Raw genomic sequence first — 23,779 nt, forward strand, 5'->3', positions numbered from 1 at the left:
ATAGCCTCCTACCATACGCGGTAACCGCGCTTTATTGTTTCTGATGTTCAATTCCTTTGCGCAGTGCATTCCATGAGAGTGTTGCGCATTTAATGCGAGCAGGGAATTTGCTGACGCCTGACAATGCTTCGATATCTTCCAGTTCTTCAAACTCAGCTTCTCCGCCTTTGATAAAGGTGGAGAATCGTTCCGCAAGTGCAAGTGCTTCTTCCGTTGTTCTGCCCGTCACAGCTTCGGTCATCATCGATGCCGAGGACATGCTGATCGAGCAGCCTTCTCCGGTAAACTTCGCTTGTTTCACAATGCCGTCTTCCACTTGAAGCTGTAAAGTGATGCGGTCGCCGCACGTTGGATTGTTCAGGTTAATCGTAAGCGAATCTTCGTCCAAGGTGCCGCGGTTACGCGGGTTTTTGTAATGATCCATAATGACACGGCGGTATAAATCATCCAATTCCATAACCGAAGAACTCCTTTGTCTGCTGGAGGCCGTCAACAAGCCTGTCAACGTCCTCTTCGGTATTGTATAAATAAAAGCTTGCTCTGGCTGTAGAAGAAACATTCAGATATCGCATCAACGGCTGGCAGCAGTGGTGGCCTGCACGAACCGCAATCCCCTTCGTATCAAGCACAGTTGCTACGTCATGAGGATGGACATCATTTAAATTAAATGTGACTAGACCCGCACGATTATCGACAGGTCCGAATATCGATATGCCATCGATGGTACTAAGACGCTCGTACGCGTAAGCAGCAAGCTTATGCTCGTGCTTCTCGATTTCATCCAGACCGATTTCAGTCAGGAAATCAATCGCCGCGCCAAGTCCGACCGCACCGGCAATAATCGGTGTGCCGCCTTCAAACTTCCAAGGCAGCTCCTTCCACGTGGAATCATGCAGATCCACATGATCGATCATTTCTCCGCCGAATTCGATCGGCTCCATCTCTTCAAGCAGCGCCTTCTTGCCATAGAGTGCACCAATACCTGTCGGAGCACACATCTTATGACCGGAGAACGCGTAGAAGTCGCAATCCAAATCACGTACATCCACCTTCATATGAGGCGTGCTTTGCGCGCCGTCGACGACCATCTTAGCGCCATGACGATGAGCGATAGCAGTGATTTCTTTGATTGGATTAATGACGCCGAGTACGTTCGACACATACATGATCGAGACGATTTTGGTCCGATCCGTGATCGTTGCTTCTGCATTCTCGAGCGTGATGGATCCGTCTTTCTCAAGCGGAATATATTTGAGCGTCGCGCCGGTTGCTTTCGCTACCTGCTGCCAAGGAATCAGATTGGAGTGATGCTCCATTTGCGTAATGACAATTTCGTCGCCTTCGCCGCAAACTGCTCTGGCATAGCTCGATGCTACTAAATTCAATGCCGTAGTCGTTCCGCGGGTGAAAATAATTTCCTGCGTACTTGCCGCATTCAGAAACGCCGCAACCTTCTCGCGCGCGCCTTCGTATGCGTCTGTAGCCCGGGAGCCGAGTGTATGAACGCCGCGGTGTACGTTGGCGTTGTCCATCTCATAATACCGGCTTACAGCATCAATTACAGAACGCGGCTTCTGTGAAGTCGCCGCGCTGTCCAAATAAACGAGCGGATGGCCGTTTATTTGTTGATGAAGGATCGGAAATTGCTCTCTGATCGCTTGGATATTCATCCTTCCAGCTTCCTTTCCAGCAGACGCTGGAGCTGTTCTCTGACCGCATCAATCGGAATTTCCGAAACGACAGGGGCCAAGAAACCATGAATGATCAAACGCTCCGCATCTTTTTTCGAAATACCGCGGGACATCAAGTAGTACACCTGCTCCGGATTTACTTGTCCGACGCTAGCCGCATGTCCGGCTTTAACATCGTCTTCGTCAATCAGCAGAATCGGGTTCGCATCGCCGCGTGCTTTGGGGCTTAGCATCAGTACTTTCTCTTGCTGTACGCCGTTAGACTTTGTTGCGCCCTTCTCGATCTTCGTAATGCCGTTGATGATGGCTGTCGCTGAATCCTTCATCACGGCGCGAGTAACCATGTTACTCTCCGTATTGCGACCGAAATGCACCGCTCCGGTTGTTAGGCTCATCTGTTGCGAGTTTGTTCCAATGCTGATTACTTTAGCGTCGGAGTTCGAACCATTGCCTTTAAGCAGCGATTGCGTGTCCGAAAGCGTGTGGCCATCATGCAGATCGCCGATGACCCATTCGATATTGCCGTCGTTCTCAACAACAGCACGGCGAATCGTCAAGTCGATTACATTCGCGGACATATGATGAACCGTTGCGTATCGAACATGCGCACCGGGCTTCACGATGACTTCAATGATGGATTGCTTTGCAATAGCTTCAGCACTTTCACCGTATGCACTCACTACGTTATCTACATAGGTTACACGGCTATGGCTGTCAGCTACTACTAGGACACGAGGAGCAAAAGTCGCCCCTGCATCTTCACTGAAGAACAATGCCTGTAAAGGAAGCTCGACTTCAACATTCTTCGGAACGTATAGGAAAACGCCGCCGTTCCAAATGGCCGATTGAAGAGCCGTCAGCTTATTCTCATCCTGTGGTACAACGCTGTACAAATACTGTTGAACCAAGCTGCTATGTTCACGTGCCGCTGTTTCCAGATCTGTGAAAATAACGCCTTTAGCAGCAAGCTCTGCCGACAGCTGTTGAAGCACGCTTGTGCTGTTGCGCTGAACAACCAGACCCGCTTGTGCACCTGCGACCAATTCTCCAATGGAGCCCGGAAGCTCGCTTACGGAAGTGATGACAGCTTGCGATTTATGGTTACCGATTGCCGCTAGATTCCAACGGCTGATACGGACTTTTTCCGGAGTGGGCCATTCCAGCGTTTCCGCCAGTTCAGCACCTTTAATTCTTGATTCCTCAAGCCATGCCGGCTCGCCTTTGCTCTGAGATAAAGCAGAAACTGTCTGGCGGTTAACCGGAGCCCCTAATTGTGTACTCATTTCTATTGCTCCTCCTCCGATTAAACCTGTCCGACGGTTTCGTCTACGATGCCAAGTTCTTCTTTAACCCAGTCATAGCCTTCGTTTTCCAGACGCTCCGCAAGCTCGGGACCACCGGATTTAACGATTCGGCCTTGCATCATAACGTGAACGAAGTCAGGCGTAATGTAGTTGAGAAGACGTTGGTAATGCGTGATGATCAAGAAACCGCGCTCTTCGGAACGCATAGCGTTCACGCCGTTGGCTACGATTTTGAGAGCATCGATATCAAGTCCGGAATCGATTTCGTCAAGAACGACGATTTTCGGATCCAGCATCATCATTTGCAAAATTTCGTTCCGCTTCTTCTCGCCGCCGGAGAAGCCTTCGTTCAGGTAACGGTGCATGAATTCCGGATTCATTTCAAGCTCTTTCATCTTGCCTTCCATTTGGCGGATGAATTTGATCAGAGAGATTTCTTTGCCTTCTTCACGGCGCGCGTTAATCGCACTGCGCAGGAAGTCGGAGTTCGTTACACCGCTGATCTCGCTTGGGTATTGCATGGCAAGGAACAGACCTGCGCGTGCGCGCTCATCTACGCCCATCTCCAGAAGGTCTTCACCGTTCAATTCGACCGCGCCTTCTGTCACTTCATATTTAGGATGACCCATGAGTGCCGAAGCCAGCGTACTTTTACCTGTACCGTTCGGACCCATGATGGCATGAACTTCTCCACCTTTTATTTCAAGGTTGATGCCTTTCAATATCTCTTTGCCTTCGATGGCTGCTTTAAGACCATCGATTTTGAATTGTGTTGCCATGGTAAACTGCTCCCTCCAGATGGTTCGGACGTTTCTGCACAAAACGAGTTTTTCTGCTCTAGGACGGCTAAACTGTTTTATGCTTATTGAAACAATTCCTCTTTTAGAATTATTCTAAATTGATTCTCAGTGATTCTCAATTATATTTTATTATAGTTTTCACAGTAAATCAATGTTACTGCGCCTATAACGTAGCCTAGCTTGTACTCGTTTGGCCAAGTGCGTCATGAATTTGACTTATTCTCTGATTAAATTCATCGTCCGACAATACCGGCTGCGCGTCGATGACGGCCAGATCATCCGGAAGATTCACCCAAGATTTGCAACCCGTGTATTGATCCTGCATAGGCAGTGTAAGCGGATTCTTAAGCTTACTTACACGAAGCAGCAATAGATGAAGCGGCTTGCTTCGTTTCCACTTCAACCTATCTTCGGCAAATGTTTCGGTCCAAATATGGAAATCCTCTAATTTGTTCAACGTTTCCTGATCGAAGATCTCAATATCTTCGACTGCTTCTGCCACAGCATTGATCTCGATTGTGGTCGCGCCGGGTTTCCATTCTCCCATAATTTGGCGAACGTCGTCCTGGAAAGGCTCCTTCAAGAGCTCCGGTCTTTGGTGCTCGAAAGCAGGCATGAAATAAAAACGAGGCGCCTTCAGCTGAAAATCTCTCGTTTCCTCCGCAATTCCGCCTTTGCGCAGCACCATAATTTGTTTGCCTTCGGTCAATGCTTTTACCGCAACCGCCCATTCTTTGAGCGCGATCGGCTGCAATTGATCGGTCTTAATCACCATTATTATCACCCTCGTTCCTTAACAATTACATGTATTATAGCAAAGCAAGGTATTCCAACGCGAAAAAAATTTCGCTATACTATATTTATTTGGGCCATGGGAAACATCAACTACATTCCGGAGGTGGGCTATAGATGTCTACATATCATCCATTGAGTGAAGCAGAAGCTATTGAAATAGCGCGAACAATTGAAGGTGTGTTTGAACCGGGCGCGGAGCTGGTTAGCCGTGAAATCGGCGATGGCAATTTGAACTTAGTCTTTCATATCTCGGATCCCGCTGCAGGTCGCAGCATCATATTGAAACAAGCCCTGCCATACGCTAAGGTCGTCGGTGAATCTTGGCCGCTTACGCTTGATCGCGCACGTATCGAGAGCGAAGCGCTCATTCTTGAAGGTCAGCTCGCTCCCGGGCTGGTACCGAATGTTTATCTGTATGACAAAGATCTGGCACTTACGATTATGGAGGACCTAAGTGATCATGTTATTATGCGTCAGGGGCTCATGAATAGCGGTCGTTATCCCTTGTTCGCTGAGCATATCTCCACTTTCCTTGCACAAACGTTATTCTTCACATCCGATCTTGGGCACAATCAGCAAGAGAAGAAGCTGCGCACCAGCAGGTTTATTAATCCCGAGCTCTGCAAAATAACAGAGGATCTCATCTTCGATCATCCTTATACGGACGCAGATACGAATAACTTCGATCCGGCTATCCGAGATGAAGCTGAGTCACTGTGGAGCGATGGCGCGCTTAACCTCGAAGTAGCGCTGCTTCGCGAGAAGTTTCTCACGCATTCGCAAGCGCTGCTGCATGGCGATTTGCACACGGGCAGCATCTTCATTACACCGGAATCGACGAAAGTCATCGACCCTGAATTCGCTTATTACGGACCAATGGGTTTCGATATCGGCGCTGTAATCGGCAACCTGCTCCTAAATTACGCTTCCCGTGAAGGTTGGGATAAGACAACTGCAGAGCGTGAGGAATATCAGGCTTACCTACTGCAAACCGTTACGGATGTTTTGGAGAAATTTGAAGCGAAATTCCTGGCCTTATGGAACGAGCAAGGCGTTGACCGTCTGGCAGGCTCTGCTCCGGGCTACAAGGAAAACTACATGCAGCGCTTGCTCCAAGATACAATTGGATTCGCCGGCTGCAAAATGGTCCGTCGTATTGTGGGCCTTGCCCATGTAGCGGATATCGATAAAATCCAAGATGCCGCCGTTCGGGAACGTGCACAGCGCCTGGCGCTTCGCATCGGCAAAACGCTTATCACGTCGAACCGCAGCTTCACTTCTATTAATCAGCTCATAGATGCCGTTCAAACTGCAGAGAAAGCTGCTGTTAAGGCATAACGAAAGGAACGATCATCATTATGGAATCTACAACCAATCAAGCATTGCAATCCGTTATTTGGGTCGGCACTCAGCTTGACCTGCTCGATCAACGGCTGCTGCCCGAAGAAATCGTCTATCTGCCGCTCGTTACAACGGAAGATGTCTGGGAAGCCATTCGTCATCTTAAGGTTCGCGGAGCTCCGGCAATCGGCATCGCTGCCGCATACGGTGTTGTCCTCGGCAGCCGTGATGTTACGGACGGAGTCGCTGAATGGCTGCAAGTGGTGAAATCCTCCGCTGCTCATCTGGCAACATCTCGTCCAACGGCAGTGAACTTGTTCTGGGCGCTCGATCGCATGACAGCACGTGCAGAAGCACTTGCTGCAAGCGGCGCAGACCTATCCTCCTGCAAGGAATCGCTGGTGCAAGAAGCGATCACGATTCAAAGCGAGGATGAAGAAACGAACCGCCTTATCGGCGAACACGCGTTAACGCTGTTCCAAGATGGAATGGGCGTACTGACGCACTGTAATGCCGGCGGACTCGCTACGGCCAAATACGGTACTGCACTAGCTCCTTTCTACCTGGCTCTGGAGCAAGGCATCAAGCTTCGTGTATTCGCGGATGAGACACGCCCCGTTCTTCAAGGCGCTCGCCTTACCGCATTCGAGCTTCAGCAAGCAGGCGTAGACGTTACCCTTATCTGCGATAACATGGCTGGTATGGTGATGAGCAAAGGCTGGATCGATGCCGTCATCGTCGGTACGGATCGTGTTGCAGCGAACGGCGACGTCGCGAACAAAATCGGCACATACAGCGTTGCTGTTCTCGCTAAAGCACATGGCATTCCGTTCTATGTGGCTTGCCCGTTGTCCACAATCGATTTGAATACGCCATCCGGCGATGAAATTCCAATCGAAGAGCGCCATGAGAATGAGATTACCGAAGGCTTCGGCAAGCGCACAGCCCCGGTCGGCGTGAAAGTCTACAATCCGGCATTCGACATTACGCCAAACGACTATGTAACGGCGATTATTACGGAGAAAGGCATCATTAAACCTCCGTATAACGTCAACCTTAAGAAGCTGTTTCAAGCTGAATAATCTTTTTTAACGACGAAAAAGGTTGCCTAAAGGTCAGCGTAAGCACGCTGCCCGAGGCAACCTTTCTTTCGTCTTTGTTCATCTATACCATCAAGAGAAGAGCATCCGCGCCTTTCATGCCAACCGTTATCCCGAGCGCCTCCGCACCTTCCGTTATAGACTCCAGCGGCGCAGCCATCAGTTCTTCCAATGTCTTCACACCTACCGCACGGCCTGCAATGATGCCTCTATCTTTTAACCGTTCGTTCAGAAGTCCGACATCAAGAGCTCCACACATGATATAGCCTTTATCCGTCGTCACAGCAAGCAGTGTTGTTTTAGGCAGAAGCACCTCAACTCCAAGCGCCGTTGCGCCCCCTTCGAGCGTAATGGGAACCATTCGCATCATCCGAACCACCTCCTTCCACCCTCGCAGATCGCAGACAACCTCAAGCACAAATTACTTCTTCACTATATGCTTTCAGTCGGTGTGAAGTGTTATCAGAATGCCTAGTGGGCATTCTCCTTTTTCGGTCAAAAACGATTCGGCAAATACTACATTTATGAACACTTTAGTGATATAGTTATAGGTACTTTATGACGACATGGAGTGGCATAATGAACCTAACAGATAAACTAACAGCGAAACAGTCCTCCCACCTGTTTAATGTCGACATTCTCGTAGAAGGCGATAACAACGCAATTGCAATGGAGAGACTGCTTCATGCGCTCAATCAATCCGGTTACGCTGACTTTCGAATTAAATCCGGTATTGAATTGGGACGTCTCATTGAAGCTCTGGAAGCCGGTCCTGCCAGCAAGCAGAAGGACAAGGACGCGAAGGCTCCAAGAAACACGGCCAAAGCAGATCCGGCAGCTGCCCCGGTCATTCCTCCTGCAGCACCGAAGCCAGCCGCAGCACTCGATTTAACTTTCGTAACGGATCGTATTAAAGCTTGCATTGCTGAGAATCGCTTGATTCGATTAATGGTGAACAAGGGCTTTGGCGTAAAGCTGAACATCCCTTGCCGAATCATTAACCTGGATGAATCGTCCCAGATGCTGACGGTTTATCACGTCGATGAGAAGCAGGTCTATTCGTTTAAACTCTACGAAATTGACGAGTTTATATAAGAAAAAGGAGCCCTCTGCGGAGAGCTCCTTTTACTTTAAACAGCTAGTTTCAATAGATCCATGATCGCCGCGCCGCGTACCGGCGGACTCCATAAGAAGCCCTGCATTTCATCGCAGCTATGCTCCTGCAGAAACCGTTTCTGCTCCTCGGTCTCTACTCCCTCGGCAATGACTTGCAAGTTCAGGTTATGCGCCATGGCGATAATAGCCGCCACGATTGCGGCATCGCTCGGATCTTGCTGGATATCCCTGACGAACGACCGATCGATCTTCAGCCTTCCGATCGGCAGGTTCTTGAGATAATGGAAGGAGCTGTACCCCGTCCCGAAATCATCGATGCTGATCGTCACGCCAAGCTTCGTGAGCTCAAGCAAGCATGATGAAGCATGCGTGACATCCATCGTCATCGTTTCCGTAATTTCCAGATCCAGACAGCTGGCATCAAGACCTGTCTCCTGCAAAATGTCCGCAACCTTCTGATGCAGATTTTGCTGCATGAATTGGCGAATCGATAAATTGACGGATACGGGAATTTGGCGAAGCCCGGCATCCTGCCACGTTTTATTTTGCCGACAGGCCTCTCTCAGCACCCAATCTCCGATCTGTACGATCAAGCCGTTCTCCTCGGCCAGCGGAATAAATTGTCCCGGCGGGACAAGTCCGCGCTCCGGATGCTCCCATCGTACGAGTGCTTCTACCCCGACTATTTCACCGGTACCGAGATGGTACTGCGGCTGATAATGGAGAACAAACTGCTCCTTCTGAAGCGCGATCTTCAAATCATGCTCGAGCGCCAAGCGCTCTCGCGAGCTGTCATCCCATTCCTCGGAATAACAGAGGTAATCGTTCTTGCCGCTATCTTTTACTTTGGTCAGAGCCAGATCAGCCTTCTTCACCAGCAGGCTGGCATCATCGCCTATGACATGGTTAACGGCAATGCCGATGCTTGCCGTGATATGAAGCGGAAACCCTTGCAGCTCGAACGGCTCATCCAGCAGCAGCTTGAGCTCTTTTGCTTTGCGATCCAGCTCCTGCTCGTCTCCGGCATAGGCGTATAGAATCGCGAATTCATCGCCTTCCATGCGTGCTGCCGCATCCATCTCCGACAGTCCGCGGGTCAGCCGCTCGGCCACCTGAAGCAGCAGCATGTCGCCAAACTCGCGGCCGAAGGAAGCATTGATCAGCTTGAAGCGATCGACATCCAACTGAAAAATAGCCAGATGTCCAACATCACCTCGAACCCTCGCATCCGTCAAGCGGTCATCCAATAGTCTCATGAAAGAATGGCGGTTCGGCAATCCCGTCATGTCGTCGTAGTTCGCCATATAGCGAATTCGTTCCTGGACGCGGTTGCTGTCGCTCACATCCTGGCTAATAATCAACAAACCGATACAGCTTCCATTGCGAATTACGGGCGCAGTAATAATATTTATTTTGAATGAGTAGCCGGAAGCATGCTTAATATTGATCGTCATATCCTTAAGATCGCCTTCGAGCATCTGCCCAAAAGCAGCTAAGATGGCTTCCTCATTAGTCGAGTCAATCAGCAGGAAAAAGGATTTGCCAAGCAGCTCATGCTCTTCATAACCAACCAGCCTGCTTGATGCAGCATTTATTTCCACAACATTTCCCTGCAAGTCGATGACAGCCAGAGGAATCGGACTATAAGCAAGCAATGATTCTACAATGGGTGTATGGATCGATTCAGCTTGGACAACATGCTTGCGCGTCAATCTCACTTGCATAAAGCGGATCGCGATAATAAGCACGCCCGCTGCCGCTGCAATTTGCAGTCCAATCGCCCAATCATCGCGCCACACGCCGCCGATCAGTATGCCAACAAACGTGCATAGGCATGCCAACCACAACGGATTGCGAACGCTTTCAAGTCGTCTTGATGATTTGGGCCGAATCGGAGTTGTCTCCGCCTTTACGAGCACACTTCATCTTCCTTCCATTCGGCATGAACCGTCACATTTTGTTTATTATAAACGATTTTGTTCTAGACTGGATACTGTTTTTCCCAGCATGACGGCATTCGACATAAGAAAAGACGACCTCAAGCGCGGGATGCCGTTATAGCACCAAACGTGAAGTCGCCTTGAATGAGAACCTATCAAACCGAATCTAGTTGCTTTTTGCCTTCCAGATGGAATAAGCGGCAACAGCCCAAGCTACGATAAAGGCAAGTCCGCCAAACGGCGTGATGATACCCAGGAGCTTGATATCCGACAGACTGAGCGCATACAAGCTGCCGGAGAACAGGAAAATACCGATATGCATCAAGCGAGCCGCCCAGCGTATGCCCTTTCCCTGTCCGATTCGTTCCGCAGCCAGCGCGAGCAGGAATAGCCCGATGGCGTGGTACATATGATAGCGGACGCCGGTCTCAAACACATTCAGCATGTCATCTGTAAGTCGGTCTTTCAAGGCATGTGCTCCGAATGCGCCAAGCACCACGGCAATCAACGCGTGGATCGCTCCGTAAGCGCCATATTTGTTAAACATCTCATTCTCCATCCTTTCCAATGGCTGTAAAATACGTTAAACTGTACGATAGCAAATGATTGATAAAGGAGATTTAATCCATGAATGAAAACGGCAGCGAGAACCAGTTCCCGCAAGACGGTTTTACTCCAATACCGGCAGCTTATGAGGAGCAGCCGCCACAAACGCAATCCAAGCTTGGCATAGCTTCATTTATCATTGGTCTCATCAGCATTATCGGCTTTATCATCGCCATTATTCTTGCAACATCATTTATTATGAACCACAACTTTGCAGACAGCAACACTCTTCAGCAGGAAATTGAGGCGAATATGGCAGATATTGAAGCGTACGCGCCGATTATCGGAGCCGGCTTGCTGATTATCGGCTCGATGGGAGCCAGCATTGTAGGTCTTATCCTGGGAATCGTCGGCGCCTGCGCGAAGAATAAACGCAAAGCCTTCTCTATTATTGGGATCGTCACAAACGGATTGCTCCCAATCGGGTTTATCGGTCTATTCCTGATCGGTCTTGCAATGGGCGGCTAAGTGTATGAACCGTTCACTGGTATACAAATAGCAAAGAGGAAGAGCGCGTTCAAACGCGGCTCTTCCTCTTTGTTTTGTCTATTAACCCTCGAACGGCGGAACCTCATACCCGCTTCCAAACGGTGCATCAGGGCGATGAAATTCTCCCATCAACGCGCGGCGAAGCGGAGTTGTTTGTTCTAGGAACGCCTTCGAGTTTTGCAGCCTGTCGGACGCTCTTAACCATGGCGGACTATAGATGTAGTGCATCGTGTACCGATCATAATCACCGTCATGCGCATAGGTGCGATGCCATACCGCATTATGGAATACAAGAACCGAGCCAGCCGGTGCACAGATAACATGGCCGATCGATACATCGCCTTTCTCCTTGCGCAGCGCCTCAGGCATTGGAACCAGACTGCGGTGACTACCCGGAATCAGCTCCATATTCCCCATCCGAGGAAGCGTTTGATCGGTAAGAAGATACGAAGCCCGCAGCTGCAGCAACGGGATTTGCGGGAAGCTCAGCTTCTTGAAATCATAAGCGCCCGAGCCGTCTTGATGCCATCCGCCCATTCCGCCAAAGGCCGGCTGTTTCGTATTCCAGCCGGATTGCATGATGAATCGGTCGCCGTACAGTCCTCTGATCTTAGGAAGTACAGCAGGGTGGTCCATCAGCCGCTCGAGAGCCGGCTCTGTCTCATAGCCCCGTCCTACCTGACCGAAACCTTCCGTGCCCGCAGCTCTATGCACACGCTCCGAAGCTTCCAGGCATTGCTTCACCTCTTCTGCGTTCAGCACATCAGGAATGACAAAATATCCCCATGATTCAAAAATAAAACGATCGGTTTCTGTTAGTTCGCCTGGTGACACTACCGGATTTAACATTGAGCTATCGCTCCTTCTGTAAAGTTAGAAATGGAATATTCGCACGTACTATCACAACTATATGCCAGTCCTACGAGCCGAATGTCAGTCGGATCGTCTGAATCCGTTTGGCGCCAAGCGAAATCGTGACGGCCCCGTCCTTCAGCTGCAGATCCGTGAAGTCTGCAATCGGCTGCTCATCGAGCGAGACGGCTTCTGCCGATTCGATTGGACGATCGAACCGGACAACGGCTGCTTCCGCATTCTCCGACGCATTAAATAATCGAATGTTAACGCCATTCTCCAGCCGCTCCGCCTGCTGAAGCGCACTTATCCGGATTGAGCCATTGTCCACTTGGACGTAGGAATGGACTGCCGGCAAGCTTCTCTCCCGCTGCTGCAGCGATTCATAACGAATGTCATCTCTTCGCACCGTTAGCGACTGCAAGCCGGCGGCGAACTGCTCGCGTTCTGCCCATAGAATTGGCAGCGATACTGTCTGTACCTCGAACGGTCTGATGGCATATTCGAAGGTCATCTCGCACAGGAGCTGACCGCCATCTCCGCCGTCGCTTAATACTTCCTTATCCGTACTGCGATATAACGTAAGCGCGGCTGTACTTGCCTCGTCTTCTTTCATCGCCATCTCATAGAGCCCCTTCGAGTACAGCGCCAGTCCCGCTGCAGCATCTCGCAAGGCAACAATGCCGTTATATGGCGCATCCCCTCGCGCTGTCTCCAAGTGAGCTGCAGCATCGCTCTGCTTATTAGGGCGCTTAACAAGATCAAACGCCGTGCTCGCATAATGATGATCCGTCTGAATCCCTGAAGGGAACAGAAGCTTCAGCCGGTGATTACGTGCCGTGTTGTTCACGATCGTTTGGCAGCGCAGCACCGGATCATCTTTGCGAAGCTCCAGATAAGTGCGAATCCCTAATCCGACCTTGTCATCACGGCGGCTTGTATCGTCATGCGTGATGCCGGCCGGCACGATGAAGTTGATTTCGACACATGCGATACTGACCAGCGGTCCATCTGTAACCGTTGAGATCACTGCGCGGCAGCCTGCGGAATGAAAGATCGAATTATTAGCGGGCGCTACATAATTCCAGCCTTCGCCGATATCAGCCGCATCTTCAAACAACAGCAGCCCGTCATGAACCTTGCCGGTCTGCAGATTCGTCACTCGAATCGTGCCGTTCTCATTCACACGCATTTCGAGAAGGCCGTTATTCCACGTTGTCTCGTTAACCTTCATCGTCCCGAGCAGTCGACGGGGCTGCACGAGCGCAGACATGCCGTACTCCCCGAAAGCCGGCACCGGAATGACCGTTTTCTCAATCGTAAATGCCGCATAGCCGCAGGGAGGAATGCTTCCTACGAATGCCAGCTTCAGGCGATCCACCGTTTCCGCGCTTGGTATATCACGATATTTGCGAACACGTCTTACTTTATTACGTGCGATCTCCACAACTTGGCAATCCAGCAATTGTCCGTTCGCATTCCTCAGCTGGAGGAAGCTGCCCCCAAGCACGATGGATTTCAGTCCGCCCGAGCCGTCATGAGGGAGCTCTGCGTCCACAATGATGACGCCGTCCCCGGCATCCTGAAGCGGATTGTACACGACGAGAATATCGGAACCGACAAGTCCGCTTGGATCAATATGATTAGCAAAATAGTGCAGCTGCTCGTGGTTCATCTGCTGCGCAATGAGTCGGCTTTGATCGAACCGATAGATCATGTCCCGATGGACCTGATCGATGGAACAGCCGCAGATCGAATCATGCGGATGGTTCTGCAGCAGAAACTGCCAAGCCTTCTCCAGAAAGACTCGCGGGTAAGCTCTTCCCTCCAGCATGGCATAGACAGCCCATGGCTCGGCCCATTTCTCAAGCAGAAGCTCACACTGCTGATTCCGCTGCTTCAAGTGGATTCGAGAGGACAGCACGTTCACCAGCACCCAGTTGTTGATCCCGTTAAAGCCATTCGTTCGCTGCTCCCCTTGGTACAATTTCAAGTCGCTGACTTTGCCGCGCAGCGCCTCCAAGTATTGCTCCAACGTGGCATGCATAAATGTCACGCCCTCAAGTTCCTCCGCTTCATTCAGCGTTTGCAGCATCCATGGCAGACGAGGCTCGATTTCGATATGATCCACGCCGTCCATGCCCATCATGATATCCGTCGTAGCCCGTTTGTTCTTATAAGCCAGCATCGACTTGGCTCGATCGATCAGCTCCGGTTCCTCATAGCGAAACTCCCGGTCAACGAACGGCCACCGAAGGAAGAAGTAGAAGTCGCCGTAGGCTCGATCTTCATCCAGCTTTAGTCCAAGCACACGGCTGCCGTCTGCTCCTTCCCATTCCATCTCTGCCGGGTCTCCATCACCGTGGAAGCCGCGGAACAGCACCGCATTATCAATGCCAAATCCACGCAGCAGCTGCGGAAACTGACTGTTATGGCCGAAAATATCGGTGACGTACCCCGATTTGACCGGTTCCGTGCCAAGCTTGCGCGATTCGCGGAAGCCTGTCTGCAAATTACGAATGAGCGATTCCCCGCTGACCAGGAATTCATCCGGCATGACATACCATGGCCCAACGCCGATTCGCGACTCCCGAATAAAGCGCGTTAGCTGCTCCCGCCGCTCCGGACGGATTTCCAAATAATCATCAATGACGATCGTCTGACCATCCATCAGAAAATAGCGATAATCCAGATTGGCCTCCATCGTATCCAGCAGCTCATCGATCATATAAACAAGTCTTGTGCGAAACCCTTGATAATCCTGATACCATTCCCGGTCCCAGTGTGTATGGGATACGACATAAACCGTTTTAATGGAAGATCGCTTCGTCATGAGTTCCTCCTAACAGACCAAATAGGCGTTATTCCGCAGAGAGCTCCTACCCTTTTATCCCTGCCATCGCATAGCCTTGAATGAAATTGCGTTGGAGCAGCAAATACACCAGAATCGGAGGCAGCACCACGATGGCGGTCAGAGCAAAGAAATCAGGATATTCCGGCACTTGGCCGCTTTGCATCATCGTCGTAAGCAAGCTCGTGACGCCTGTATTGATGACCTGAATATTCGGATTGTTGATGGCCACAAGAGGCCACAAATAATCGTTCCAAATCGTGATGAACGTCGTAATGACGATAACCGCAAGCACCGCGCGAACCATTGGAAAATAAATGCCGAATATCGTCCAGAATACGCCGGCACCGTCAATTCGGGCGGCCTCCTCATATTCGAACGGAATAGACTCCATCGTTTGCTTCACCAGAAAGATGGCAGCGATGTTCACAATCCCGCTTCCGAGCAGCAGCGCTCCCCACGTATCGATCATGCCGTGACCGCCTTGCCCGAGCCAATCATTGCCGCCGAGCATAGGAAAACGAGCGAACAGCAAATACGTCGGGATGAGCGTCACCTGACCCGGAATCATCATCGAAGTGAGGAAGATGACAAACACCGTGTCGCGACCTTTGAACCGAAGCTTGGTAAACACATACGAGGCGATGAGGGACACGAAACAAGTAACCGCAATGTAGTAGATGCTTCTAAGCGCCGTATTGATGAAATAGCGGTAAATAAGATTGTTTTGAAACAGATTGACGTAACGGTCCAAATTAATTTCAGTCGGTATTGGGAGCAGAATCGAGTCGTAATAATCCTTGTTCGAGCCGATGGAAGCCATCACCTGAAAGAGGAACGGATAGAACATGACGGCACTTCCGACAATGAGCAGCAAGTAGATGGCGAAACTTTCAAGCTTGCTTCGTTCATTAACCATGTCTTAGCGTTCCTCCCCTTAGGTTTGGTTTCGCTGCGAAATGCGGTATTGAATCATCGTAAGCGTGAACGTGAACAGCAGCACCATGACGGAGGAGGCGCTGGCCATCCCCATATTGAAGGACTGGAAGGCATCCTGATAGATGCGATGCAGAATGATGTTGGTATGGCCCTGAGGGCCACCGCGAGTCAGGAGCTGCACCGGCTCGAAGATCTGAAAGCTGGCGATGATACCCATGATGGCAATGTACATCGTGATCGGACGGAGCGATGGCAGCGTAACGTAGAGCATGATCTTGAACCTCGACGCCCCGTCAACCTTTGCCGCCTCATATAACGTTGTATCAATCCCTTGTAATCCGGCCAAATAGATAATGACCGTACCTCCGATGCCCTTCCAAATGGAGATGAGTATGAGCCAGAAGGTCATCCAGAAGACGCTTTGCTGAAAAATAATCGGCTCCATGTCGAAACGCTCCATCACCTTGCGCGCTAAGCCGGTAACCGGATCAAGAACCGCATTCGCGATCTGCGCAACGACCGCGAAGGATACGAGAACGGGCAAATACCACAGTGTTCGATAGAGGCCGACGGCCTTCACCTTCTGGTTCAGCAGCAGCGCAATGAAGAAGCCGATCGACATGCATCCAACTAGGATAAGCAACCCATACAAGCCTGCATGCAGTAAAGTGACTAAATAATCGCCCGTCGTAAAGAAGCGATGAAAGTTATCTAAAGCGACCCACTTCGGCAGTCCGAGCACGCCATTCCATTCCGTAAAGGACAAATAGATAACGAATAGAACCGGAAATAAAGAAAAAACAGCGAAAAAAACAAACATAGGCGCAAGTAAGGAATAACCGATTACACCGTCACGGTGCCGATTATAGAACGGTCTCAGCCGCTGCAGGATGGACGAGGAATTCTCCCCGGGCACCGCCCGGGGAGCTTCATTCTTCATCTGGACCGTTCTCACTTCAGCTGTTCCTCAGCTGTTTTCTGTGCATCCTTCAGTGCATCCTCGATCGGTTTATCTGTTGTCAGCGTAATATCCTGCGCTTTATACCACGCTTCCCAGATTTGTGGACCGTTCTTCGGATAGACCGGAAGCGGAGCGCTTTGCTCGTTCGCTACGATATCGTTGAACACTTGAAGCTCCGGATAAGCTTTGAGCAGATCCGTGTTTTTGCCTGCTTCCATGTTTGCCGGAAGTCGGCCCGTCGCATTCGCTTCAAGCTCTTGGTACTCTTTGCTCGCCAGAATCGTCAAGAACTCAATCGCTGCCTCAGGGTGTTTCGATTGCTTGAGCGCATAGAACAGCGTGTTCCCTACGATGACGTTGCCCGTATGGCCTGCCTCAGGTACCGGCAGCGGTGCAAAGCCGCAGTTTGTGCAGCCCATTTGCTTGCCCCATGCAATATGCCATGGACCGTTGACGGCAAATGCGACCTTCCCGCTGTTCAGCAGGTTGAAGAATTGGCCTTCATCCGTCATGGACGTGGAGCCCGGAGGCGCTGTTTTGGAAAGCTCACGCAAGAATGTGAGTGCTTTGACGTTCTCCGGCGAATTGAAGGTCACTTGCGACCAATCCTCATTCGTGAAGTCCCCGCCTGCTTGGCGCATGAACGGCGCAAGACGGAACGCTCCGCCAAGACCCATGTTCTGAACGATGGAGCCGTAGTATTTACCTTTGCCTGCAGCAGTTGCTTTCTTGGACATATCTAGCCATTCATCCCATGTTTTCGGCGGTGTATTCGGATCAAGTCCGACCTTCGCCATAACATCCTTGTTATAGACAAGGCTGAATACGCCTGTCATCTGTGCAACCGCGTACGGCTTGCCGTCATGCATAGCCGCTTTCATTGGACCCGGAGCAAGCTGAGCGGCCACATCCTGCGGAACCTCCAGAAGTGCACCGATCCGCGCAAACTCCGGAATGAAGTCTTCACCGTCTGCTACATCCGGTGGATTACCACCCATGACTGCAACCATGATGGCTTGACGAAGTGTATCCGCCCAGCCTTTATCGATATATTTAATCGTAACACCCGGGAATTTCTCTTCCATCTTCTTCTGAATATAATCATAAATCTTCGTCGCTGTCGGATCGTTGGCTTCCGGCATCGCGTTGGCCACGTTATGGCTCCAAACCGTCAACTCAAACGGTTCGGCTGCCGGAGCTGCAGCAGCATCATCGCTGCCGTCATCCGTCGCTTCCGTCGCCGTCGAATTCGTATCGGAACTGGTTGTGTTGTCCGTAGTTGTTGCTGCTTTGTTGTCCGTTGTTGCTGCTGCGTTATTTTTGTTACCGCTTTCATTTTTATTGCCTGAATTGTCGGAACAAGCTGTTAAAACGAGTGTTAACACCACGAAGATGGACAAGATCGAAGAAACCCATTTGCTCCCCTTCATTGACCCAAGCTCCTCTCGCCTCTTAAATTGCTTGTGAACCAAATCAATATCAAATCATGATGTCAGCGGACTGTCGGCTGCACCTCCTTACATATGTATTATATGATATGTCGATATATTACTCCCAAAGAAACTTTATTGTCAACGACTTCTTTTGTCGAAAACTTCCATAAAAAAGAACTCTTCGATAGGAAGAGCTCTGAGGTCGTTTATGGTTTGGTGCGAACCGGGCAAGCTGCCGTTGAAACGCTCGAAACGAGGTGAGGTTCAATAAGCAGTTTCCGATATTTGTTCTCCTGCTGGTTCATTTTTCCCGTGTCATCCAGTAGTTCAAGCAGCTGCTCTGCCGCCAACCTTCCTACGGTTTCCTCGTGCTGGTCGATATAGGTGAAGAAATCGAACTCGCGGCTCGGCGATAAATTATCGAAGGTCACAATGGAAATATCCTTCGGCACCTCGAATCCGAGATGGCGGACGATCCGGTACAAATGCAGTGCCATCGTACCGTTCAGCGTAATGTACGCTGTCGCAAGACCATTCTTAACGTAACGGAAGAGCGGATGCTGCTCATCTAGCTCCTCCCGCTCGTAATCGACGTAGAAATCGGTCAGCATCATCGCCGGATTAATCATCTCCCCCAGCTCTTTGAGCGCCTTCATATAGCCGGACAACCGCTGCTCAATCGTCGTCGTAGACAATGGAACATCTGAACAAATAGCGATATCCCGGTGGCCGAGCTCGTAGAGATGATTGACAGCCTGCCTCGATGCCTCTACCCCGTCAGAGCCGATGAAGTGTGTCTCGATCCCGGTCAAATACCGATCGATAATGACTAGCGGAAACCGCTCGAGCTTCAGCCTTAAGATCTCCTCGTTATAGGTTTCCGCATCGACCGGGAAGATAATCAAGCCGGAAGCGCCCATGTACAGCAGTTCGCGGATAGCTGCGGCTTCACGGTCCTTGGAGTTCTCCGACAGCATGAGCACGAAATTATAGCCGGATTGTTTCAACGCCTTGGAAATGCCTTTATTCATTCTCATGGAGAAGAAATCGCTTATATTGGGCAAAATCAATCCAATCACGTTACGGCTCTCTTCTTGTTCTGCAGGTGTGATCATGCCAACGCTCGACCCAGGTTGCGTCGCGCTGCGCAGCGATAGCGCCATATCGTGGACATAGCTGCCCTTCCCTTGAATCCGGTTCAGCCAGCCTTCCTTGGTCAGTCCGGTCAGCGCATTGGATACTGTAATTCGGCTCACCTCAAACTTCTCCATGAGCTCCTTCTCCGTGAAGATTTTATCGCCCGGACTCCAAACGCCTGTCTGAATCTGGTTCTTAATAAAATCTTGAATGACTTGATAGATCGGAATCCTTCCGTCTTGCATATGAAAACCTCCAATCTGATCGAATGAAACAACCCATAACTTGTATAGTTGTATTATAACCAATATGACATATTATGCAATAGGGTTTCAATCCATGACTTGGGGCTCCTGTCGTAAACAAGGCTTATCGCCGGTACCAGGTGAAGTTAGTACTATGTTTTGAAATATTGTTGACTATACTGAAAGTAAGAAGAGAGAAAGAGGTGCGGCAGATGAGCAGAAAATGGCTGCAGCAAGAGGGTCCTTCCTGGACTCGGCAAGGGATCATCACCCCCGAACAATTACAACGCATTCTCGCCCAATATCCGGAGAAGAAGCGCGCCATCGGGATTATCCCTATATTGGGAAGCATCTTGGTCGGCCTTGGCATCCTCAGCTTCGTTGCGGCGAACTGGGGACAAATTCCGCAGCTGATGCGGCTCATCATTATCGCGGTTATTATGGTTGGATTCTATGGGGCAGGAGAACTGTTCCGCCGTAGAGATCATGAGAAGCTGGGTACAGCTCTCATCGGGCTTGGACTTCTCACTTTCGGAGCCGGCATCGTACTGACGGGTCAAATGTTTCATCTGCAAGCCTATGATGTCACTTCATTTATTGTATGGGGAACAATTGGCGTACTGCTCACTTATCTCATTAAGAGCCGCTACCTATTCCTGTTAACCTTACTGATCTTCACAGGACTACAATGGTACAATTCGACGGAATTCAGTCATTTTAGCTACGTCGCACTTGCGATTATGATGCTTGGCCTGGGTTATTACTGGCTGAAACGTCCCAATACACTGCTTGCTTGGTGTCTGGCTGCCAGCTTTACGATTCAGAGCATCCTGCTTGTAACCGTCAACGACTGGGCCTTCTCTTGGTTCTTCATCCCGATTTGGCTGCTGTACAGCTTGATGGATTGGGCCCGGGAACGTAAATCCGTCTATCCGTTTCAAGCGATCCCGCTCGTGGCGGCGTTTGTCCACAATCTGTTTATCGTCCTGTTCTGGAACGATAGCAACGATTCATCCTTCTTAAAGGATCTGTCTGCACAGCCTTTATGGTTCGGCCTCGCACTTGTAGCTTTGTTCGCACTTTCGATTGCGGGAAAATATCGGAATCACCGCCTCATGTCGAGCCCGGATTGGCTGCTGGCGCTCCCGTTCTTCTACCTGGCTCACGGTGCGGATGCTGCATACTTGATCGTATTGTTCGCTTTCTCCCTATACTTGCTGTGGAGAGGTTATGCGGAAGAATGGGCTGTCAAAATCAACCTGGGCACGCTGCTGTTTCTTACGAGCACGATGGCTGCTTACGGGAAGCTCGCATGGGATTTTATGGACAAATCCATCTTTTTCATCCTTGGCGGTGTCATCCTGCTTGCTCTGAGCTGGTTCTTGAATCGCCGTAAGAAACAATTTCTGGTCGAGCTCCATGAAGAGGAGGAGAAGCCGCATGAATGATCAAACGATGTTCAAACGAGGCCGCAATGTCTGGCTGATCCTGCTTATTGCAGTTCAACTGCTCTTCCTTGGCGGCATCGCGTGCTTTCATTATTCAGCGCTGTGGGTAGGCAAAGAAATCACGCTTCGCACCGTTCCCGTAGATCCTCGCGATCAGCTGTATGGCGATTATGTGCAGCTCAATTATGCGATTAATAACGCCACTTGGTCGGATTGGAAAGATGGAGACAAAGCTAAGCAAGGCGATACCGTTTATGTGTTGCTTGCACAAGATGGGGACACGTCTACGTACGAAATTAAAGGTGTATATGACAGTAAACCCGCTCGCGGCACAGGCGAGGTTGCACTGAAAGGCCGCGTGCAGTATACCACGGATGACACGCTTCGAATCACCTACGGACTGGAGCAATACTACGTGGAAGAGAATACAGGCAAAGAACTGGAGCAGCGCGCCGACAAGCTTATCGTACATGTCAAAGTAGCCCCTTGGGGCAGCGCTATAATTGAAAGAATTCAGCCTTAGACTGCCAGATTGCTAGAATTGGGCCAATTTTGCCTCACATAACCGTTCGAGACTTGAATAGAATGAATAACAATAAGAATCTTTCAAGCTCAATCGGTATGGGGAGGTGCCCAGGCATGGCAGAAAATGAAGGTACGCTTTACACCGTGTCTCGTGAGGACTGGTCACTGCATCGCAAAGGACATCAGGATCAAGCACGTCACCAGCAGAAAGTGCGCGAAGCGATAAAGCAAAATTTACCCGACCTCGTCTCGGAAGAAAACATTGTCATGTCCGACGGGAAGCATGTCATCAAAGTTCCGATCCGCAGCCTTGATGAATATCGCTTCGTCTATAACTTCAACAAAAACAAGCATGTCGGCCAAGGCGACGGCGACAGCCAAGTCGGCGACGTGCTCGGCGTTGACCCTGCTTCCGCCCAGAAAGGCGGCAAAGGCGAGAATGCCGGCGATCAGCCGGGAGATGACATCGTGGAGGCTGAGATCAGCCTCGCTGAACTCGAAACGATGCTCTTCGAGGAGCTGGAGCTGCCGTTCCTGAAGCAGAAGGATCGCGATCAGCTGGAAACCAAAGAAATCCGCTTCAACGATATACGTAAGAAAGGGATCATGTCCAACATCGACAAGAAACGGACGATCCTTGAGAACCTGAAACGGAATGCAACGAGCGGTGTGCCGGGTATTCACGGTATCTCGCCGGATGATCTGCGCTACAAGACGTGGGAAGAAATCATTAAGCCGCAGTCCAATGCGGTCATCTTGGCCATGATGGACACGAGCGGATCGATGGGTTCCTTCGAGAAGTACGTTGCCCGCAGCTTCTTCTTCTGGATGACCCGCTTCCTGCGGCATCAATATGAGAATGTGGAGATCGTGTTTATCGCGCATCACACGGAAGCGAAGGAAGTCACGGAGGAAGAGTTCTTCACCCGCGGCGAGAGCGGCGGTACGATCTGCTCTTCCGCATATATCAAAGCGATCGATATCATCGACAGCCGCTTCCCTCCGACGCTCTATAATATTTATCCGTTCCACTTCTCCGACGGTGACAATCTGACAAGCGACAACGAGCGCTGCGTGAAATTGATCGGCGAGCTGCTCAAGCGGGCAAATTTGTTCGGCTATGGCGAGGTTAATCAGTATAATCGCTCCAGCACGCTCATGTCGGCGTATAAGCATATCAATTTGCCGAACTTCATGCACTATGTTATCCGCGAGAAAGGCGAAGTGTATAACGCGTTGAAGTCGTTCTTCCGTAAGCGGGAATTAGTCGTTTAATTAAAAGGCTGTCACTAAAGCGCGTTTGTCGCTTTGGTGGCAGCCTTCTCCATTATTCGACCGTTCCGAATGTAATCCTCATCCCAGCTGCATAAGTAGCTGCACTCGTTGAAGTAAACGCCGATGCAATTCCCTTCTCCGCCTCGTACTGCCGCGCTGCCTCTTCTAGTTGCATTCCACGCTCCAACAGGCTACGAATGTAAGGATCACGTTCCCCGGGATCGCTGAAGCGCATGGCTTCATACCGATCAGCCCTATTCTTATCTTCAACCGCAGGATCCAGTACAATCACTTTATCGCTGACGCGGCACTCTACATGGCGTAATCCCAACCGATTGAAGTACAAGGGAAGCTTCACGCCGATATTGCCGTCCTTGCCCGTACGTTTGACATCTCTTTCGAATAACTCTTGCAGTAGTCCAAGCGGCATGATACGGGATTGATCAACACCTTCTAAATAAAATCCAGCATGATTCCCGTTCCAATGAGGCTCAAACGTAATGATTTTCCCATCCTTCTTCACGCAGTCGATCATTTTCTGCAGCAGCTGCATCGGATCCGTCATATGGAGCAATACGGCGTGACATAACGCGATGTCATATTTCTTCTCCACCTTGAACGTAAGGAAATCGCCGTTTATAAACTCTGTTTCGTATGGAGCTTCATTAAATAACTCGCGGGCATGATGAATAAGCTTGCTGCCGGCATCAATGCCCGAGTACGTTGAACCAATGGGTAACAATGGCATTAGTCGCAATCCAAGATGCCCGAATCCACAGCCATAATCGATGATGTTGACGGGAGAGTCAATCTTCCATACTCGCTCGATAAGAAACTGAATATAATCATCGTTGTAGAACAAGTTTGCCGCTCTCTTTAAATACGCGATTTGTTCATCCCAATAATAATGCTCCATCGCAATTCTCCTTAG

Annotated in this window: 22 protein-coding genes; 7 read left to right on the top strand and 15 right to left on the bottom strand. The window is 50.3% G+C overall.

Translation table 11 applies throughout. The features are described from left to right. Positions 1 to 31: 31 nt before the first annotated feature. From sufU to AC0YNS_RS15940, 5 genes are all read right to left on the bottom strand, one after another. Complete coding sequence (sufU, locus tag AC0YNS_RS15920) at positions 32 to 457, bottom strand: Fe-S cluster assembly sulfur transfer protein SufU (RefSeq protein ID WP_475781975.1); 426 nt, start codon at positions 455 to 457, stop codon at positions 32 to 34. Continuing rightward, on the bottom strand, positions 444 to 1,670 hold the full coding sequence (locus tag AC0YNS_RS15925) for a cysteine desulfurase (RefSeq protein WP_475781976.1): 1,227 nt from the start codon (positions 1,668 to 1,670) through the stop codon (positions 444 to 446). Before AC0YNS_RS15925 ends, sufU begins: the two co-directional genes overlap by 14 nt. After that, positions 1,667 to 2,974: a Fe-S cluster assembly protein SufD gene (sufD, locus tag AC0YNS_RS15930; protein WP_475781977.1), complete on the bottom strand. Its 1,308-nt coding sequence runs from the start codon at positions 2,972 to 2,974 to the stop codon at positions 1,667 to 1,669. The genes AC0YNS_RS15925 and sufD overlap by 4 nt, the downstream gene beginning before the upstream one ends. A gap of 20 nt (positions 2,975 to 2,994) precedes the next feature. After that, positions 2,995 to 3,774, bottom strand: coding sequence for a Fe-S cluster assembly ATPase SufC (gene sufC / locus AC0YNS_RS15935; RefSeq protein WP_475781978.1), 780 nt, complete (start codon positions 3,772 to 3,774; stop codon positions 2,995 to 2,997). Positions 3,775 to 3,970: 196 nt separating this feature from the next. After that, complete coding sequence (locus AC0YNS_RS15940; protein WP_475781979.1) at positions 3,971 to 4,570, bottom strand: DUF1802 family protein; 600 nt, start codon at positions 4,568 to 4,570, stop codon at positions 3,971 to 3,973. A gap of 134 nt (positions 4,571 to 4,704) precedes the next feature. Between AC0YNS_RS15940 and mtnK the strand changes: the two genes are divergently transcribed. Together mtnK and mtnA are read left to right on the top strand one after the other, a co-directional pair. Next, complete coding sequence (gene mtnK, locus AC0YNS_RS15945; RefSeq protein WP_475781980.1) at positions 4,705 to 5,928, top strand: S-methyl-5-thioribose kinase; 1,224 nt, start codon at positions 4,705 to 4,707, stop codon at positions 5,926 to 5,928. 20 nt (positions 5,929 to 5,948) lie between these two features. Beyond that, the gene (mtnA, locus tag AC0YNS_RS15950; RefSeq protein ID WP_475781981.1) at positions 5,949 to 7,013 is read left to right on the top strand and encodes an S-methyl-5-thioribose-1-phosphate isomerase; all 1,065 of its coding nucleotides are present in this window, start codon (positions 5,949 to 5,951) and stop codon (positions 7,011 to 7,013) included. Between the two features lie 82 nt (positions 7,014 to 7,095). Here mtnA and AC0YNS_RS15955 read toward each other — a convergent pair whose 3' ends face one another. After that, the gene (locus AC0YNS_RS15955) at positions 7,096 to 7,401 is read right to left on the bottom strand and encodes a YunC family protein (RefSeq protein ID WP_475781982.1); all 306 of its coding nucleotides are present in this window, start codon (positions 7,399 to 7,401) and stop codon (positions 7,096 to 7,098) included. A 209-nt stretch (positions 7,402 to 7,610) separates the two neighbouring features. On the opposite strand from AC0YNS_RS15955, the gene AC0YNS_RS15960 reads away from it, so the two are divergent. Beyond that, complete coding sequence (locus AC0YNS_RS15960; RefSeq protein ID WP_475781983.1) at positions 7,611 to 8,126, top strand: hypothetical protein; 516 nt, start codon at positions 7,611 to 7,613, stop codon at positions 8,124 to 8,126. A gap of 35 nt (positions 8,127 to 8,161) precedes the next feature. On the opposite strand, the gene AC0YNS_RS15965 is transcribed toward AC0YNS_RS15960, so the two are convergent. Both AC0YNS_RS15965 and AC0YNS_RS15970 read right to left on the bottom strand, forming a co-directional pair. Next, entirely contained in the window at positions 8,162 to 10,066 is a 1,905-nt protein-coding gene (locus tag AC0YNS_RS15965) for a putative bifunctional diguanylate cyclase/phosphodiesterase (protein WP_475781984.1), read from the bottom strand. A gap of 187 nt (positions 10,067 to 10,253) precedes the next feature. After that, complete coding sequence (locus tag AC0YNS_RS15970) at positions 10,254 to 10,634, bottom strand: DUF423 domain-containing protein (RefSeq protein ID WP_475781985.1); 381 nt, start codon at positions 10,632 to 10,634, stop codon at positions 10,254 to 10,256. Between the two features lie 80 nt (positions 10,635 to 10,714). Here AC0YNS_RS15970 and AC0YNS_RS15975 point away from each other — a divergent pair, with 80 nt between their 5' ends. Next, positions 10,715 to 11,161, top strand: coding sequence for a hypothetical protein (locus tag AC0YNS_RS15975; protein ID WP_475781986.1), 447 nt, complete (start codon positions 10,715 to 10,717; stop codon positions 11,159 to 11,161). A gap of 81 nt (positions 11,162 to 11,242) precedes the next feature. On the opposite strand, the gene AC0YNS_RS15980 is transcribed toward AC0YNS_RS15975, so the two are convergent. From AC0YNS_RS15980 to AC0YNS_RS16005, 6 genes are all read right to left on the bottom strand, one after another. Beyond that, positions 11,243 to 12,031, bottom strand: a complete 789-nt coding sequence (locus tag AC0YNS_RS15980) for a phytanoyl-CoA dioxygenase family protein (RefSeq protein WP_475781987.1) — start codon at positions 12,029 to 12,031, stop codon at positions 11,243 to 11,245. Between the two features lie 70 nt (positions 12,032 to 12,101). After that, complete coding sequence (locus AC0YNS_RS15985; protein WP_475781988.1) at positions 12,102 to 14,867, bottom strand: glycoside hydrolase family 38 N-terminal domain-containing protein; 2,766 nt, start codon at positions 14,865 to 14,867, stop codon at positions 12,102 to 12,104. A gap of 46 nt (positions 14,868 to 14,913) precedes the next feature. Further along, on the bottom strand, positions 14,914 to 15,804 hold the full coding sequence (locus tag AC0YNS_RS15990; RefSeq protein ID WP_475781989.1) for a carbohydrate ABC transporter permease: 891 nt from the start codon (positions 15,802 to 15,804) through the stop codon (positions 14,914 to 14,916). Positions 15,805 to 15,822: 18 nt separating this feature from the next. After that, positions 15,823 to 16,779: a carbohydrate ABC transporter permease gene (locus AC0YNS_RS15995; RefSeq protein ID WP_475781990.1), complete on the bottom strand. Its 957-nt coding sequence runs from the start codon at positions 16,777 to 16,779 to the stop codon at positions 15,823 to 15,825. Beyond that, entirely contained in the window at positions 16,776 to 18,215 is a 1,440-nt protein-coding gene (locus tag AC0YNS_RS16000; protein ID WP_475781991.1) for an ABC transporter substrate-binding protein, read from the bottom strand. Before AC0YNS_RS16000 ends, AC0YNS_RS15995 begins: the two co-directional genes overlap by 4 nt. Positions 18,216 to 18,424: 209 nt before the next feature. Then, entirely contained in the window at positions 18,425 to 19,600 is a 1,176-nt protein-coding gene (locus AC0YNS_RS16005) for a GntR family transcriptional regulator (RefSeq protein WP_475781992.1), read from the bottom strand. Between the two features lie 212 nt (positions 19,601 to 19,812). On the opposite strand from AC0YNS_RS16005, the gene AC0YNS_RS16010 reads away from it, so the two are divergent. The 3 genes from AC0YNS_RS16010 (at position 19,813) to yhbH (ending at position 22,848) form a co-directional block, all read left to right on the top strand. After that, on the top strand, positions 19,813 to 21,048 hold the full coding sequence (locus AC0YNS_RS16010) for a DUF2157 domain-containing protein (RefSeq protein WP_475781993.1): 1,236 nt from the start codon (positions 19,813 to 19,815) through the stop codon (positions 21,046 to 21,048). Next, the gene (locus AC0YNS_RS16015) at positions 21,041 to 21,571 is read left to right on the top strand and encodes a GDYXXLXY domain-containing protein (protein WP_475781994.1); all 531 of its coding nucleotides are present in this window, start codon (positions 21,041 to 21,043) and stop codon (positions 21,569 to 21,571) included. The genes AC0YNS_RS16010 and AC0YNS_RS16015 overlap by 8 nt, the downstream gene beginning before the upstream one ends. A 116-nt stretch (positions 21,572 to 21,687) precedes the next feature. Continuing rightward, positions 21,688 to 22,848 carry a sporulation protein YhbH gene (gene yhbH, locus AC0YNS_RS16020; protein ID WP_090981871.1) on the top strand — a complete coding sequence of 387 codons (1,161 nt, stop codon included), beginning with the start codon at positions 21,688 to 21,690 and terminating at the stop codon, positions 22,846 to 22,848. A 52-nt stretch (positions 22,849 to 22,900) separates the two neighbouring features. Here yhbH and AC0YNS_RS16025 read toward each other — a convergent pair whose 3' ends face one another. Continuing rightward, positions 22,901 to 23,764: a class I SAM-dependent methyltransferase gene (locus AC0YNS_RS16025; protein ID WP_475781995.1), complete on the bottom strand. Its 864-nt coding sequence runs from the start codon at positions 23,762 to 23,764 to the stop codon at positions 22,901 to 22,903. Between the last annotated feature and the right edge of the window lie 15 nt (positions 23,765 to 23,779).

Source organism: Paenibacillus sp. J22FR21 (assembly GCF_056269135.1).

Coding starts and splice junctions, on each gene's coding strand:
- AC0YNS_RS15970 (WP_475781985.1), bottom strand. CDS start 10,634: ATGTTTAACAAATATGGCGCTTACGGAGCGATCCACGCGTTGATTGCC.
- AC0YNS_RS15975 (WP_475781986.1), top strand. CDS start 10,715: ATGAATGAAAACGGCAGCGAGAACCAGTTCCCGCAAGACGGTTTTACT.
- yhbH (WP_090981871.1), top strand. CDS start 21,688: ATGGCAGAAAATGAAGGTACGCTTTACACCGTGTCTCGTGAGGACTGG.
- AC0YNS_RS16005 (WP_475781992.1), bottom strand. CDS start 19,600: ATGCAAGACGGAAGGATTCCGATCTATCAAGTCATTCAAGATTTTATT.
- AC0YNS_RS16025 (WP_475781995.1), bottom strand. CDS start 23,764: ATGGAGCATTATTATTGGGATGAACAAATCGCGTATTTAAAGAGAGCG.
- AC0YNS_RS15990 (WP_475781989.1), bottom strand. CDS start 15,804: ATGGTTAATGAACGAAGCAAGCTTGAAAGTTTCGCCATCTACTTGCTG.
- AC0YNS_RS15980 (WP_475781987.1), bottom strand. CDS start 12,031: ATGTTAAATCCGGTAGTGTCACCAGGCGAACTAACAGAAACCGATCGT.
- sufU (WP_475781975.1), bottom strand. CDS start 457: ATGGAATTGGATGATTTATACCGCCGTGTCATTATGGATCATTACAAA.
- mtnK (WP_475781980.1), top strand. CDS start 4,705: ATGTCTACATATCATCCATTGAGTGAAGCAGAAGCTATTGAAATAGCG.
- AC0YNS_RS16015 (WP_475781994.1), top strand. CDS start 21,041: ATGAATGATCAAACGATGTTCAAACGAGGCCGCAATGTCTGGCTGATC.
- mtnA (WP_475781981.1), top strand. CDS start 5,949: ATGGAATCTACAACCAATCAAGCATTGCAATCCGTTATTTGGGTCGGC.
- AC0YNS_RS15985 (WP_475781988.1), bottom strand. CDS start 14,867: ATGACGAAGCGATCTTCCATTAAAACGGTTTATGTCGTATCCCATACA.
- sufD (WP_475781977.1), bottom strand. CDS start 2,974: ATGAGTACACAATTAGGGGCTCCGGTTAACCGCCAGACAGTTTCTGCT.
- sufC (WP_475781978.1), bottom strand. CDS start 3,774: ATGGCAACACAATTCAAAATCGATGGTCTTAAAGCAGCCATCGAAGGC.
- AC0YNS_RS15960 (WP_475781983.1), top strand. CDS start 7,611: ATGAACCTAACAGATAAACTAACAGCGAAACAGTCCTCCCACCTGTTT.
- AC0YNS_RS15955 (WP_475781982.1), bottom strand. CDS start 7,401: ATGATGCGAATGGTTCCCATTACGCTCGAAGGGGGCGCAACGGCGCTT.
- AC0YNS_RS16000 (WP_475781991.1), bottom strand. CDS start 18,215: ATGAAGGGGAGCAAATGGGTTTCTTCGATCTTGTCCATCTTCGTGGTG.
- AC0YNS_RS15925 (WP_475781976.1), bottom strand. CDS start 1,670: ATGAATATCCAAGCGATCAGAGAGCAATTTCCGATCCTTCATCAACAA.
- AC0YNS_RS15940 (WP_475781979.1), bottom strand. CDS start 4,570: ATGGTGATTAAGACCGATCAATTGCAGCCGATCGCGCTCAAAGAATGG.
- AC0YNS_RS16010 (WP_475781993.1), top strand. CDS start 19,813: ATGAGCAGAAAATGGCTGCAGCAAGAGGGTCCTTCCTGGACTCGGCAA.